We start from the raw sequence: 14,577 nt of genomic DNA, 5'->3' as shown, positions 1-14,577 counted from the left end.
GTGTCTATGCGGTTCTTTGCTGGCGGTCGGCCGCGTTGCGCGATTCGATGGCGCTGCGCGCATTCGCCCAGTCCTGGTCGCTCCAGCTGGCCAGCCCGGCGAAGTTGCCGCCCGTCGCCTGGTATTGTCCGCCGTCTATGGCGATGGTCTGTCCCGTCAGGTACTCGGCCTGGCGGCTCATGAGGAAGACGGCCAGGTTGGCCAGCTCGGGCATGCGGCCGTTGCGGCCCATGGGGTTGTCGGCACGCACATGCTCGCCGCCCTGCGGGTTCAGCCGCGCGCTCATGCCTTCGGTGGGGAACAGGCCCGGCGCGATGGCGTTGAAGCGTATGCCCCGGTTGCCCCATTCCACGGCCAGCGACTGCGTCATGGCATGCACGCCCGACTTGGCCATGGCCGAGGGCACGGTGAAGGCCGAGCCGTTCCAGACCCAGGTGGTGAGGATGGACAGCACGCTGGCCTTGCGGCCCTCGGCCAGCCAGCGGCGGCCGCACTCCAGCGTGAGGTTGAAGCTGCCGCGCATGACGATGTTGGCCACGGCGTCGAAGGCGCGCATGGACAGGTCCTCGGTGCGGCTGACGAAGTTGCCGGCCGCGTTGTTGACCAGACCCGTGAGCGCGCCGCCATCGGCCCAGATGGCCTCGATCATCTGCTCCACGGCCTCGGGCTGGCGCACGTCGCAGGCATGGCCCGTGGCCCGGCCGCCGTGCTGCTGCACCAGCTCCTGCGCTGTCTGCTCGACCACGGCGCCGCGCCGGCCGCACAGGTAGATGTCGGCGCCCATCATGAGAAAGGCCTCGGCCATGACACGGCCCAGGCCGGTGCCGCCGCCAGTGACGAGGATGCGTTCGCCCTGGAGCAGGCCGGGCTTGTAGATGAGGTCGTCGAGGGTCATGGCTGCTGTCTCCTGTGCTGCCGGGGAAGGGATAGGGGGACTGCGGCAGCGCTTGGCGCCGCCAGCGGATCAGAGCGTCAGAGCGTCAGAGCGTCAGAGCGCGCGAGCGATCACTTCCTTCATGATTTCGCTGGTGCCGCCGTAGATGCGCTGCACGCGCGCATCGGCGTACATGCGGGTGACCATGTATTCGTTCATGTAGCCGTAGCCGCCATGCAGTTGCACGAGTTCGTCGAGCACGCGGCCCTGCGCTTCCGAGCCCCACAGCTTGGCCATGGAGGCCGTGGCCGTGTCCAGCGTGCCGGCCACCAGTTGCTCCACGCAGCGGTCGATGAAGGCGCGGCCCACGGTCAGCGTGGTGGCCACCTCGGCGAGCTTGAACCGGGTGTTCTGCATGTCGGCAATGGCCTGGCCGAAGGCGCGGCGCTCGCGCACATAGGCCAGCGTGGCCTCGTAGGCGCCTTCCATGCAGGCCAGTGCGGTCAGGCCGATGATCAGGCGCTCGTAGGGCAGGTCGCCCATGAGCTGGTAGAAGCCCTGGCCTTCGCGCCCGCCCAGCAGCGCGTCCTGCGGCACGGTCACGTCATCGAAGAAAAGCTCCGAGGTGTCCTGGGCCTTCATGCCCATCTTGTCGAGCACGCGGCCCACGCGAAAGCCCGCGCAGTCCCGGGTCTCCACGATGAGGATGGAGGTGCCGCGCGCGCCCTGGGCCGGGTCGGTCTTGCAGACCACGAGGATCAGGCCGGCCAGCAGGCCGTTGGTGATGAAGGTCTTGCTGCCGTTGATGCGGTAGCGGCCGTCCCTGAGTTCTGCGCGCGTGCGCACGCCCTGCAGGTCCGAGCCCGCGCCGGGCTCGGTCATGGCGATGGCGCCCACCAGCTCGCCGCGCGCCATGGCGGGCAGGTACTTGCGCTTTTGCGCCTCGGTGCCGTGGTTGAGCAGGTAGTGGGCCACGATGGAGTGCACGGAGTTGCTCATGCCCGAGAGGGCGCGGCGCGCCATCTCCTCGTGGATCACGGCCTCGTGGCGGAAGTCGCCGCCGCCGCCGCCGTAGTCCTCGGGGATGTCGGTGCACAGCAGGCCCAGCTCTCCGGCGCGGCGCCAGATGGCATGGCCCACGTTGCCGCGCTGGCGTGCGGCCTCGTCCTGGGGCTGCATTTCGGTTTCCAGAAAGCGCACGGCGGTGGCGCGCAGGCTTTCCAGCTCGGGGGTGCTCCAGGAGCGTGTCAGTTGCAGTGGCATGGCGTGGCCTGGTGGTTCGTGGGGGTCAGTTGATGCGGCGTTCGCGGCCCTGCCAGTAGGGTTCGCGCAGCTGGAATTTCTGCAGCTTGCCGGCGGCCGACAGCGGCAGCTCGGCGCGGAACTCCACCGAGCGCGGGCACTTGTAGCCCGCGATGCGTTCGCGGCAGTGGGCGATGACCTCGGCCTCGGTCAGCGGCTGGCCCTCGCGCGCGACGATCACGGCGTGCACGCGCTCGCCCCAGCGTTCGTCGGGCACGCCGATGACGGCGCACATGGCGACCTGGGACAGCTGGGCGATGGCGTTCTCGACCTCGGCCGAGTACACGTTCTCGCCGCCGCTGACGATCATGTCCTTGAGCCGGTCCACGACGAAGAGGTAGCCGTCGGCATCCAGCCGGCCCATGTCGCCCGTGTGCATCCAGCCGTCCTTGAGCGCGGCGGCCGTCTCGGCGGGCCTGTTCCAGTAGCCCTGCATGACCATGGGGCCGCGCGCCGTGATCTCGCCCACCTCGCCAGGCGGCAGCTCGCGGCCCTCGCCATCGACGATGCGCACCTCGGCAATGGTCACGGGCCGGCCGGCCGCGCGCAGCAGGCGCTCGCGCTGCGGGCCGGGACGGTGCTCGGCCGGGCCCATGGACACGATGGTGGGCGACAGCTCGGTCATGCCGTAGGCCTGGGCGAAGTCGGCTCCGGGCAGCAGCTGCATGGCGCGCTCCAGCAAGGTGGCATCGATGGGCGCCGCGCCATAGAGCATGAGGCGCAGGCTGGACAGATCGAATTCGGCCAGGCGCGGATGCTCGATCAGCCGGCGGATCATGGTGGGCACCAGGAACAGCTCGTTCACGCCGTGCTGCTGGATGCCGGCGAGGATGGCCAGCTCGTCGAATGCCGGCACGATGACCTGGGGCACCAGGCGCTGGGCCATGAGCAGGGCCAGGCCGCAGCCGGCCACATGGAACATGGGCGTGACCACCATGCCCACCTTCACATGCTGGCGCGGCACGTTGCTGGCATTGGACAGGGCGTTGATGAACAGGTTGTCGTGGCTGAGCATCACCCCCTTGGGCCGGCCCGTGGTGCCGCCCGTATACATCACGGCGGCCAGGTCGTTGCCGCTGCGCAGCGCGTCGGCGCAGGGCGTGGCGGCGGCCAGCAATTGCTCGTAGTGCAGAGCGCCTTCGGGCGCGGCGCCCGTGCCGCAGAACACCACGGTGTGCAGGCTGGAGGACAGCTCGCGCAGCCGGGGCACCAGGGGCGCGAAGGCATCGTCCACAAAGAGCACGCGCGTGTCGCAGTCGTCCAGCGAGTAGGCCACCTCCTGCGCGCTCCAGCGGATGTTGACGGGGTTGACCGCGGCGCCTGCCCACCAGCAGCCATAGAAGTATTCAAGGTAGCGGATGGAGTTCAGTCCCATCATGCCGACGCGGTCGCCGGGCGCCACGTCCAGCGCCCGCAGCAGGCCGGCACAGCGTTCGATGCGCTGCGCAAGCTGCGACCAGCTGGCCTGCTCTTCGCCGCAGATGGCCGCCGTGGCGCCGGCCCTTTCGCGGCGGCCCTTGTGGATGGCCTGGGTGAGATACATGGGCATGGGGTTTCCTCAGGAGCGGGCATTCCAGGCGGCCAGCGTGTCTTGCAGGCTGGCGGCGCGCGGGGGGCGGGGCTGCTCGGGCACGCTGCGCGAAAAGCGCGGCGCCGGCGCGGGCTGGAGCACGCCACCGGCCTCGGTGAACGTGGCGCGCGCGCGGTTGTGGGCGTGCTGGGGCGCCTCGTCCCAGTCGAGCACGGGGGCGAAGCAGGCATCGCTGCCTTCCAGCAGTTCGCACCACTGCTGGCGCGTGCGCGTGCGGAACACGTCGGCCAGGCGCAGCTTGAGCAGGGGCCAGCGTGCGGCGTCCAGCTGCGCGTCGAACAGCGGGTCCTGTATGCCGCAGCGCTGGCGCAGCTCGGCGTAGAACTGCGGTTCGATGGCGCCTATGGCGATGTATTTGCCGTCGGCGCAGGCATAGGTGTCATAGAAGTGCGCGCCGCCGTCCAGCAGGTTCTCTCCGCGCTGGTTGCTCCACTGGCCCTTGGCCTTGAAGCCGTACATGAAGGCCGACAGCAGGGCCGTGCCATCGGTCATGGCCGCATCGATGACCTGGCCCCGGCCGCTGCGCCCGGCCTCGTGCAGGGCGGCCAGCAGGCCCACGGCCAGCAGCATGCCGCCGCCGCCGAAGTCGCCCACGTAGTTGAGCGGCGGCACGGGCGCCTCGCCCGCGCGGCCGATGGCGTGCAGCGCGCCGGAGATGGCGATGTAGTTGATGTCATGCCCCGCCGCATGCGCAAGCGGCCCGTGCTGGCCCCAGCCCGTCATGCGGCCGTAGACCAGGCGCGGGTTGCGCGCCAGGCAGGGCTCGGGGCCCAGGCCCAGGCGCTCCATCACGCCGGGCCGAAAGCCTTCAATGAGCAGATCGGCGCGTGCGATCAGCGCCAGGGCCGAGGCCTGGCCTTCCTCGCCGCGCAGGTCGATCTCGACTTGGCTGCGGCTGCGCGTGGTGATGTCCTGTGCATCGACCGGCGTGCCGGGCCGCGCGATGCGCAGCACCTCGGCACCCATGTCGGCCAGCAGCATGGCGCAGAACGGCCCCGGGCCCAGGCCCGCGAACTCGACTACGCGCACGCCTTCAAGCGGTCCTGGCATGGAGGTCTCCTTTCAGGCCGTCGGCAGTGGATGGTTCTTGTACTGCTCGCGCAGCTTCGTTTTCAGCAGCTTGCCGGTGGCCGTGTGCGGCAGCTCGGCCACCTGCAGCACGTCGTCGGGCAGCCACCATTTGGCGATGCGCGTGGACAGGAAATCGAGCATGGACTCGCGGCTGACGCTGTGGCCTGCGCGCGGCACCACCAGCAGCAGCGGCCGCTCCTGCCACTTGGGATGGGCCACGCCGATGATGGCGGCCTCGGCCACGCCGGGATGGCCCATGGCGGCGTTCTCCACGTCGATGGAGGAGATCCACTCGCCGCCCGACTTGATCACGTCCTTGGCGCGGTCCACCAGCTGCAGGAATCCGTCGGCATCGATGGTGGCCACGTCGCCCGTGGTGAAGAAGCCTTCCTCATCGACGGGCGAGCCGCCTTCGCCCTTGAAGTAGCCGCTGGCGATCCAGGGGCCGCGCACGCGCAGGTGTCCCCGGGCCTGGCCGTCCCAGGGCTGGGGCCTGCCGTCGTCGTCCACGATCTTGAGGTCCACGCCCCAGACGCCGCGTCCCTGCTTGAGCTTGACCTTGACCAGTTCCTCGCCCGACAGCGCGTCGTGCCGGGGCAGCAGCTTGCTGACCACGCCGATGGGGCTGGTCTCGGTCATGCCCCAGCCCTGCACGACCTGGGCGCCGAACTGGTTCTCGAAGCGCTCCAGCATGGCGCGCGGCACGGCCGCGCCGCCGATGCCTATGCTCTTGACGCCCAGCGCGCGCGGGTCGATGTCGGGATGCGCATCCAGGTACTGGAACAGCATCAGCCACACGGTGGGCACGCCCTGCGAGAAGGTGACCTTCTCGTCGCGCATGAGCTCGTAGACGCTCTGGCCATCCAGGTGGGGGCCGGGCAGCACCAGCCGTGCGCCGGCCATGGCCGCCGCATAGGGTGTGCCCCAGGCGTTGGCATGGAACATGGGCACGATGAGCATCACGGTCTCGCTCGCGTTCAGGCCGAAGGTGTCGGGCGCCAGCTCCATCAGCGTGTGCAGCACGGTGGAGCGGTGCGAGTACAGCACGCCCTTGGGGTGGCCCGTGGTGCCCGAGGTGTAGCACAGCGAGGAGGCCGTGCGCTCGTCGAACTCGGGCCAGTCGAAGTCCTCGCTCTGGTTGCCCACCAGCTCGTCCCAGCAGTGCAGGTCGGGCAGGTCCAGCGCGGGCATGTGCTCGCGCGAACTCATGCAGACATAGGTGGTGACGGTCTTCAGATGCGGTGCGAGCTTTTCCACCAGCGGCGCGAAGGTCACGTCGAAGAACAGCACCCGGTCCTCGGCATGGTTGGCGATGTATTCGATCTGCTCGGGAAACAGGCGCGGGTTGATGGTGTGCAGCACCGCGCCGCTGCCCGAGACGCCGAAGTACAGCGCCAGGTGGCGCCAGCTGTTCCAGGCCAGCGTGCCCACGCGTTCGCCAGGCTGCACGCCCAGCGACTGCAGGGCGTTGGCCACCTGGCAGGAGGCGCGGCGCATGCCGGCCCAGTCGGTGCGGTGCAGGCCACCGTCCCGGGTTTCCGGCAGGCGCGAGACGATCTCGGTGTGCGGATGAAAGCGCGCCGCATGCTCGATCAGCGACGAGATCATGAGCGGGCGGTCCTGCATCAGTCCTTGCAAGGCGGGCATGGGGTGTCTCCTGTCGTTGTCCTGAAGGCCGGGGTCATTGCACGGGCGCGTAGCGGCTGCCATCGAAGCGCACGAGCTGCATCTTCTTGATGGGGAAGAAATCCTCCCCACCGGTCTGCAGGCTGATGCCCGGGTAGAGCATGGGCAGGTCCATCTTCAGGCTGGCGGCCTGCTTCATGATGTTGGCGCGCGTGAGCTCGTCGCCGGCCTGCCTGAGCACCTGTACCAGGGTCTGGGCCTGGGAGTAGCCGATGACGTTGAGCGAATCGTTGGGGTCGCCGGCCGGGTAGAACTGCTTCATGAAGGCCAGGTAGCCGGCCAGCTCGGGCGTGCCCTGGTTGGAGGGGTCCGAGGGCTCGCGCAGGTAGCTGGCCGTCATCACGCCGCGCGCGTTGTCCAGGCCCGCGGGCTTGAGCACCGAGCTGATGGACAGCGAGACGCTGACCAGGTAGTGCGCGGGCTTCCAGCCGATGTCGGCGGCCTTGCGTATGGACTGGGCCGCGAACTTGGGCGTGCTGATGTTGATGAAGGTGTCCGCCCCCGAGCCCTTGAGCGCCACCATCTGGCTGTCCACCGTGGGGTCGCCGACCTCGTAGGTCTGCTGCACGACGATGCGCTGCTTGGCCTGCTCGCCAAAGCCGTCGAGCACGCCCTTGAGGTAGTCCTTGCCGAAGTCGTCGTTCTGCATCAGGACGGCCACCTTGGCCTGGGGTCGCGTGGCCAGGATGTGCTGGGCGAAGGTGCGGCCTTCGAGCTGGTAGGTGGGCTGCCAGCCCATGGTCCAGGGGAAGTTCTTCGGATCGCCCCAGCGCGTGGCGCCCGTGGAGACGAACAGCTGGGGCACCTTGCGCTGGTTCATGTAGCGATGCACGGCCTGGTTGTGCGAGGTGCCCAGCGCGCCGAACATCAGCAGCACGCCGTCGCGCTCGACCAGCTTGCGCGTCTGCTCCACGCTCTGGGCGGGGTTGTAGGCGTCGTCGGCCGAGAGGTAGGTGATCTTGCGGCCGTTGATGCCGCCCTCGGCGTTGATCTTGGCGAAGTAGGCCGCATGGGTCTTGCCTATGGTTCCATAGGCCGACACGGGACCTGAGTAGGGCACGAAGTTGCCGATGCGGATCTCGGTGTCGCTGGCGCCGGTGTCGTACTTCTTCTGGGCCTGGGCTGGCACTGGGGTGACGGCCGGCAGGACCAGCGCCAGGCAGGCGATCAGGGCGCGGGGGCCGCGGGCGAAGGGGTTGCGCATGGTGGTCTCCTGGCTTGCGGGCGCCGTGCCCGCTTTTCTTGTGGTGGCCGGTCCATGGTAGGAACCGGCCCGGCGCGCGCCCATCGTCGATTCCGACGAATGCATGTGCGGGCGCAGCAAGGTGCGTCGGGAAGGTGTGGCGCTCAGCCCGGCTGGCGGGGCGCGAACACGGGCTCGCGCTTTTGCATGAAGGCCTGCACGCCTTCCATGAAGGCCGGCGCGCCCACCAGCTCGCGCTGGCGTTCAGCCTCGTAGTGAAGCTGCTGCTCCAGCGTGGAAGCGGCTGCGTGGTCCAGCGCGCGGCGGGCTTCCAGCACGGCACCGGCCGGCAGCCGCGCCAGGCGGGCGGCCGTGGCCAGGGCCTGCTCGCGCAGGGCCTCGTCGTCCACGCAGGCCCAGACCAGGCCCCAGTCGGCGGCCTGCTGCGCGCCCAGCCTGTCGCCCAGCAGGGACAGGCCCAGGGCGCGCGCACGGCCCAGCCGCCGCTCGATGAACCAGGTGGTGCCCAGGTCCGGCACGATGCCCAGGCGCGGCAGGAAAGGCAGGTAGAAGTAGGCCGAGCGCGCCGCCAGCGCCACATCGCCGGCCAGGGCCAGGCCCACGCCGGCCCCGGCTGCCGCGCCGTTGATGGCGCAGACCACGGGCACGGGCAACTGCTGCAGGTCCAGGATGAGGCGGTTGGACAGCTGGTGCATGTTGTCGGCCGTCTGCGCGCCCAGCGTGCGGCCATCGGCCTGGGCTCCGCCTTGTGCCCCGCCTTGCGCGCCGCCCATGGACGACAGGTCCGCGCCCACGCAAAAGCCCCGGCCCTCGGCGGTGAGCACAAGGGCGCGGAGGGTGGTGTCCTCGCGCACCTCGGCCAGCAGTTCGCGCAGACGCAGCTGCAAGGGCCTGCCCAGCGGATTCATGCGGGCGCTATCCTGGAGGACGATGAGGGCGATCTCGCCGCTGTCGCCGTTGTCGCCGTGGCGTTCCATGCGGACGGCCGGACTGGAATTCATGGGGGACTCCTGTGGGTGGGGATGGAAAGTCAGGCACGCGGCCGCTGCCGGGGCAGGCGCCGGCCCGGCCGGCCCAGCCGGTGCAGCAGGCCCATCACGCCGCCGGGCATGGCGAACATGAAGACGATGAGCACGGTGCCGTAGACGGCCCAGGGCGCGGCCTTGGACACCTGCTCGGCCAGCCCCGGGATGAACATGATGAACAGGGCGCCGAACAGCGCGCCCCACAGCGTTCCCACGCCGCCCACCACCACGCCCACCAGCAGCGAGATCGACAGGAACATGGTGAAGGAGTCGGGCGCCACGAACTGCACGGCAATGGCCGACAGCGCGCCGCCCACGCCCGTGTAGCCGGCCGAAATCGCAAAGGCCATGGACTTGCAGTGCGCGTTGTCCACGCCCATGGCCTCGGCCGCCATGGCGTGGTCGCGGATGGCGCGCAGCGCCAGGCCGCTGCCGCTGTCTATGAGGTTGCGCGCCATCCAGAACAGCAGCGCCGCCACGGCCAATGCATAGAGGTAGAACCACTGGTCGGCATCCAGCGGCAGGCCCCAGGGCGCCTCGGGCTTGGTCAGCACGATGCCGCCCACGCCGCCCGTCCAGGCCTCCAGGTGGCGGTACTTGAGCAGCTGGGGCATGGCCACGCCCAGCGCAAAGGTGGCCAGCGCCAGGTACAGCCCTTCCAGCCTGAGCGCGGGCCGCCCGAACAGGTAGCCCGCCGCCAGGCTCACCAGGCCCGCTGCAGGCACGGCCAGCCAGTAGGCCAGGCCCGCGCGGTCCATCAGGATGCCGGCCGCATAGGCGCCTATGGCGAAGAAGGCGCCATGGCCCAGCGAGATCTGGCCGCTGTAGCCCGTGAGGATGTTCAGCCCCACCAGGGCCACGGCATAGGCCAGCACCATGGTGGCCTGGAACAGCTGGTAGCCCTTGGCCACGAAGACCAGCGAGCAGGCCGCCAGCGCCAGCGCCGCGATCAGTACCGTGCCCAGGGGCAGGGGGCGGCGCGCGCTGGTGGCGGCGACCAGTGCGTCAGACGAGGAGGCGGATCGTGTGGACATCATTGTTCTCCAGGGCGTTTGGCACAAAACTGGCGTGGCCCAAAAGCGAGGGACACCGAGCAAGGGCCTACGCCGGCCGCGCCGCGCTGCCGCGAGGGTGTCGTCCCCCTCCCGCGTAGCGAGAGAGGGGGGCGCCGTGCAACGGGAAGCGGCGTAGCCGCTCAGGGGGGGCATTGTTCAAACCCTCCTGACGACCTTGCGGCCCATCAGCCCGGCCGGCCGCACGATGAGCACGCCCACGATCAGCACCAGGGCCACCGAGAGCTTGAGTTCGGTGCCGACCACGTAGCTGCCCACCAGGTTTTCAAGCACGCCCACGATGAAGCCGCCCAGCACAGCGCCCGCGGGGCTGTCGATGCCGCCCAGCAGCGCGCCCGCAAAGGCATACAGCAGCACGCCGCTCATCATGTGCGGATCGAGGAAGACCACGGGCGCCACCATCATCCCGGCCACCGCGCCGATGGCGCCGGCCAGGCCCCAGCCCAGCATCAGCATGCGCCCCACGGAGATGCCCACCAGGCGCGAGGAGGCCGGGTTCTGCGCGGCCGCGCGCATGGCCAGCCCCAGCGGTGTGAGCCGGAAGAAGGCAAACAGCAGGGCCACGATGGCCAGGGCCACGAAGATGGTGCCCACCTCATGGGCCGACATCAGGGCGCTGCCATACCAGGCGTCGGCCGGGAACGGGCTGGGGAACTCCTTGATGGTGTAGCCGAAGATCCAGCCGGCCAGGCTGTGGAAGACGATCAGCAGGCCGATGAAGACCACCACCTGGGCCAGGTCCGCCGCCTTGTGCATGGGGCGGATGATGGCGAACTCCACGGCCGCGCCCAGCACGAAGGACAGCGCCACCGTAGCCAGGAAGGCCCACCAGTACGGCAGCCCCGCCTGCAGCAGCGCCCAGGCGATGAAGGTGGAGAACATGGCCATCTCGCCCTGCGCGAAATTGATGTGGTGCGTGGCCTGGTAGATCATGACCAGGGCCAGCGCCACGGTGGCGTAGATACCGCCCGTGGCCAGGCCGGCCAGCAACTGGTGGATGAAGGCGTCCATGGCCGCTACTCCCCGAGATAGGCCTGGCGCACCGCATCGTTGCGGCGCATGGCTTCGCTGGGACCGTGCAGCACGATGCGGCCGGTCTCCAGCAGGTAGGCGCTGTGCGCCAGCTCCAGCGCCAGGCGCGCGTTCTGCTCCACCAGCAGGATGGTCGTGCCCTGCTCGGCGTTGATGCGCCGCAGGATGCCGAAGATGTCGCGCACCACCAGCGGCGCCAGCCCGAAGGAGGGCTCGTCCAGCAGCAGCAGGCGCGGGCGGCCCATGAGGGCGCGGGCAATGGCCAGCATCTGCTGCTCGCCGCCCGACAGCGTGCCGGCCTGCTGGGTGCGGCGCTCGCGCAGGCGGGGGAAGTAGCCGAACATGCGCTCCATATCGCCGCCCACGTCGGCACGGGCAGCGCGCGTGGGCCGGGCCTGCGCGCCCAGGCGCAGGTTGTCCTCGGCGCTGAGCTGGGCGAAGGTGCCGCGCCCGTCGGGCACATGGCCCACGCCCTGGCGCGCGATGCGCTCGGTGCTGTGCCGGTCTATGCGTTCGCCGGCCAGGCGCACCTCGCCGCGCGTGTCCACCAGATGGCGGCAGATGGCGCGCAGCGTGGTGGTCTTGCCCGCGCCGTTGGCGCCCAGCAGGGCCGTGACGCGGCCTTCGGCCAGGTCCATGTCGATGCCGTCCAGCACGCGCACCGACCCGTAGGCCGCATGCAGTCCGCGGATTTCAAGCAGTGCCGGCATGCGCCACCTCCCTGTCCTGATCCTGCGGCTGCATGTCCGAACCCAGGTAGGCGCGGATGACTTCGGCATGGGCGCGAACCTCGCCCGGCGTGCCCTCGGCGATCTTGCGGCCGAAGTTCAGCGCCACGACCTTGTCGCTCACGCGCATGACCAGGCCCATGTGGTGCTCCACCAGCAGCACGGTCAGCCCCAGCCGGTCGCGCAGCGACAGGATCAGGTCGCCCAGGCCGGCCAGCTCCTCATGGTTGAGGCCGCAGGCCGGCTCGTCCAGCAGCAGCAACTGCGGGCGGCAGGCCAGGGCGCGCGCCAGCTCCACGCGCTTTTGCGTGCCGAAGGGCAGGTCGGCCACACGGCGCTCTGCCACGCCCGTCAGCTCCAGAAGGGCCATCAGCGACTGCGCCTGGGCGCGGGCTTCTGCCTCGCGCCGGCGCACGCCGGGCAGGCGCAGGGCATCGCGCACAAAGCCGGCGTGCTGGTGGCTGTGCGTGCCCAGGCGCACGTTGTCGGCCACCGTCATGCTGGAAAACAGGGCCAGGTTCTGGAAGGTACGGCCCATGCCCAGCGCGGCCATGCGGTGGCGCGCCAGCGTGGCCAGCGGCTGGCCGCGAAAGCGGATGCGGCCGGCCTGCCAGGCATACAGCCGCGACAGGCAGTTGAACAGGCTGCTCTTGCCTGCGCCGTTGGGGCCGATGAGGCCGCAGATCTGGCCTGCCGCAACATCGAAACTCACGCTGTCCAGCGCGACGATGCCGCCGAAGCGCAGCGAAACGCCTTCGATGCGCAGCAGGGGCTGCGAGTCCTGGCTCATGGCTTTCCCTCCCCCCGATGGTGGGCGACCGGCGCGGGCTGCGCCGGTCGCACGGTGGCATGGCGGCGCCTAAAGACGCTCGATGATGGTGACGTTGGCCATGCCCCCGCCTTCGCACATGGTCTGCAGGCCGTAGCGCCCGCCGCGCGCATGCAGGGCGTGGATCAGCGTGGCCATGAGCTTGGTGCCCGAGGCGCCCAGCGGATGGCCCAGCGCAATGGCGCCGCCGTTGACGTTGAGCCGCGCCGGATCGGCGCCCGTGGCCTGCAGCCAGGCCAGGGGCACGGGGGCGAAGGCCTCGTTGACTTCGTACAGGTCGATGTCGGAGATGCGCATGCCGGCCTTCTTCAGCGCGGCCTGGGTGGCGGGGATGGGGGCCTCCAGCATGATCACGGGGTCATGCCCCAGCAGGCTCATGTGGTGGATGCGCGCCAGCGGCTGCACGCCCAGGGCCTTGAGGCCGCGCTCGCTGACCACCATGACGCCGCTGGCGCCATCGCAGATCTGGCTGGCCGTGGCCGCCGTCACGCAGCCGCCCTCGCGGATGGTCTTGACGCCGGCAATGCCCTCCAGCGTGGCATTGAAGCGTATGCCTTCGTCCACCGTGTGCGGCTGGCCTTCGCCCTCGGCACCGCCTTCGGCGCTGCGCGCCTGCACGGCCAGGATCTCGCGGTCGAAGCGGCCCTCGCGCGCGGCCTGCACGGCGCGCTCATGGCTTTGCAGCGCATAGGCGTCCAGCTGGTCCTTGGCCAGGCCGTACTTGCCGGCCATCATCTCGGCGCCCATGAACTGGCTGAACTCCACGCCCGGGTAGCGCTGCTGCATGGCCGGGCTCATGTAGACGCCCAGGCCGGCCTTGGCGGGCAGGGCGTTGGGCGTGCCCATGGGCACGCGCGACATGCTCTCCACGCCCGCGGCGATCACCATGTCCATGCTGCCCGACATCACGGCCTGGGCCGCGAAATGCAGTGCCTGCTGGGACGACCCGCACTGCCGGTCCACCGTGGTGCCCGGCACGGACTCGGGCAGGGACGAGGCCAGCACCGCGTTGCGCGCCACGTTCGTCGCCTGCTGGCCGACCTGGCTGACGCAGCCCATGATCACGTCCTCGACCTGGGCCGGGTCGGCCTGGCTGCGGCGCACCAGCTCGTCCAGCACCTGGGCCGCGAGATCGGCCGGATGCCAGCCCGAGAGCTTTCCGCCGCGCTTGCCGCCCGCCGTGCGCGTGGCGGCAACGATGTATGCCTGTGCCATGGATATGTCTCCTGTTCCTGTATTCCTGGGGGGATGGTGGCCCGGCCGGCGCGGGCCGGGCATCGTCGCAAGCGACGATTCCGGCCAGGGAAAACGCGGGGACGGTGCCTGCCGTGAGGCCTGGGCTGTACGCCTAGCGCGGCGCCATGCGGATGGCACCGTCCAGGCGCACGCACTCGCCGTTGAAGTAGCCGTTGGTGATCATGGTCTCGGCCAGGTGGGCGTATTCGTCGGGCTGGCCCAGCCGCTTGGGAAAGGGCACGGAGGCGGCCAGCGCGGCCTTCACGTTGTCGGGCGCGCCCTGCAGCAGCGGGGTGTCGAAGATGCCGGGCAGGATGGTGTTCACGCGGATGCCCTCGCCCATGAGGTCGCGCGCAATGGGCAGGGTCATGCCCGTGATGCCGGCCTTGCTGGCCGAGTAGCTGGCCTGGCCCATCTGCCCGTCCTGCGCCGCCACCGAGGCGGTGTTCACGATGGCGCCGCGCTCGCCGTCGGCCAGCGGCTGCAGCGTGAGCATGCCCGCCGCCGACTTGGCGATGCAGCGGAAGGTGCCCACCAGGTTGATCTGGATGATGCGGTCGAAATTGGCCACGGGCAGGTGCCGGATCTCGCCCGTAGCCTTGTCGCGGCTGGCGGTCTTGACGGCATTGCCCGTGCCTGCGCAGTTGACCAGGATGCGCTCCTGCCCATGGGCCGCGCGCGCCTGGGCAAAGCCCGCGTCCACGCTGGCCTCGTCGGTCACGTCCACGCGGCAGAACAGGCCGCCTGTCTCGCGCGCCAGCGCCTGCCCGGCCGTCTCGTTGAGGTCGAACAGGGCAACGCGCACGCCTTTGGCGGCCAGGCGGCGCGCGGTGGCCGCGCCCAGGCCCGATGCCCCGCCCGTGACGACGGCGCTGATGCTTGCGTCAAGCTGCATGTGAAGGTCTCCTTGGTTGGTGCGTTGGCGG

Annotated in this window: 13 protein-coding genes; all 13 read right to left on the bottom strand. The window is 70.1% G+C overall.

The features are described from left to right. Nucleotides 1–4: 4 nt before the first annotated feature. A complete protein-coding gene (locus DACI_RS24380; RefSeq protein WP_012206627.1) occupies nt 5–895 on the bottom strand; it encodes an SDR family oxidoreductase in 891 nt (296 codons plus the stop codon). Between the two features lie 93 nt (nt 896–988). Beyond that, nucleotides 989–2,137 carry an acyl-CoA dehydrogenase family protein gene (locus tag DACI_RS24375; protein WP_012206626.1) on the bottom strand — a complete coding sequence of 383 codons (1,149 nt, stop codon included), beginning with the start codon at nt 2,135–2,137 and terminating at the stop codon, nt 989–991. Nucleotides 2,138–2,162: 25 nt separating this feature from the next. Next, a complete protein-coding gene (locus DACI_RS24370; RefSeq protein WP_012206625.1) occupies nt 2,163–3,725 on the bottom strand; it encodes a long-chain-fatty-acid--CoA ligase in 1,563 nt (520 codons plus the stop codon). A gap of 9 nt (nt 3,726–3,734) precedes the next feature. Further along, entirely contained in the window at nt 3,735–4,817 is a 1,083-nt protein-coding gene (locus DACI_RS24365) for a CaiB/BaiF CoA transferase family protein (protein ID WP_012206624.1), read from the bottom strand. Between the two features lie 12 nt (nt 4,818–4,829). After that, complete coding sequence (locus tag DACI_RS24360) at nt 4,830–6,485, bottom strand: long-chain-fatty-acid--CoA ligase (RefSeq protein ID WP_012206623.1); 1,656 nt, start codon at nt 6,483–6,485, stop codon at nt 4,830–4,832. A gap of 34 nt (nt 6,486–6,519) precedes the next feature. Then, the gene (locus tag DACI_RS24355; protein WP_043782469.1) at nt 6,520–7,728 is read right to left on the bottom strand and encodes an ABC transporter substrate-binding protein; all 1,209 of its coding nucleotides are present in this window, start codon (nt 7,726–7,728) and stop codon (nt 6,520–6,522) included. Between the two features lie 143 nt (nt 7,729–7,871). Then, nucleotides 7,872–8,729, bottom strand: coding sequence for an enoyl-CoA hydratase-related protein (locus DACI_RS24350; protein WP_012206621.1), 858 nt, complete (start codon nt 8,727–8,729; stop codon nt 7,872–7,874). A 29-nt stretch (nt 8,730–8,758) separates the two neighbouring features. Beyond that, nucleotides 8,759–9,787, bottom strand: coding sequence for a branched-chain amino acid ABC transporter permease (locus tag DACI_RS24345; protein WP_013801544.1), 1,029 nt, complete (start codon nt 9,785–9,787; stop codon nt 8,759–8,761). A 177-nt stretch (nt 9,788–9,964) separates the two neighbouring features. Further along, nucleotides 9,965–10,837, bottom strand: a complete 873-nt coding sequence (locus DACI_RS24340) for a branched-chain amino acid ABC transporter permease (protein WP_012206619.1) — start codon at nt 10,835–10,837, stop codon at nt 9,965–9,967. Between the two features lie 5 nt (nt 10,838–10,842). Further along, on the bottom strand, nt 10,843–11,568 hold the full coding sequence (locus DACI_RS24335; RefSeq protein ID WP_012206618.1) for an ABC transporter ATP-binding protein: 726 nt from the start codon (nt 11,566–11,568) through the stop codon (nt 10,843–10,845). Continuing rightward, a complete protein-coding gene (locus DACI_RS24330; RefSeq protein WP_012206617.1) occupies nt 11,552–12,376 on the bottom strand; it encodes an ABC transporter ATP-binding protein in 825 nt (274 codons plus the stop codon). Before DACI_RS24330 ends, DACI_RS24335 begins: the two co-directional genes overlap by 17 nt. A 69-nt stretch (nt 12,377–12,445) precedes the next feature. After that, on the bottom strand, nt 12,446–13,630 hold the full coding sequence (locus DACI_RS24325; protein WP_012206616.1) for an acetyl-CoA C-acetyltransferase: 1,185 nt from the start codon (nt 13,628–13,630) through the stop codon (nt 12,446–12,448). Between the two features lie 133 nt (nt 13,631–13,763). Continuing rightward, a complete protein-coding gene (locus DACI_RS24320; RefSeq protein WP_012206615.1) occupies nt 13,764–14,546 on the bottom strand; it encodes an SDR family NAD(P)-dependent oxidoreductase in 783 nt (260 codons plus the stop codon). Between the last annotated feature and the right edge of the window lie 31 nt (nt 14,547–14,577).

Origin of the sequence: Delftia acidovorans SPH-1, from assembly GCF_000018665.1 — a bacterium.
Taxonomy (GTDB): domain Bacteria; phylum Pseudomonadota; class Gammaproteobacteria; order Burkholderiales; family Burkholderiaceae_C; genus Comamonas; species Comamonas acidovorans.
Note: the sequence above shows the minus strand (reverse complement) of the source record. Positions and strands in the feature narration are given on the sequence as shown.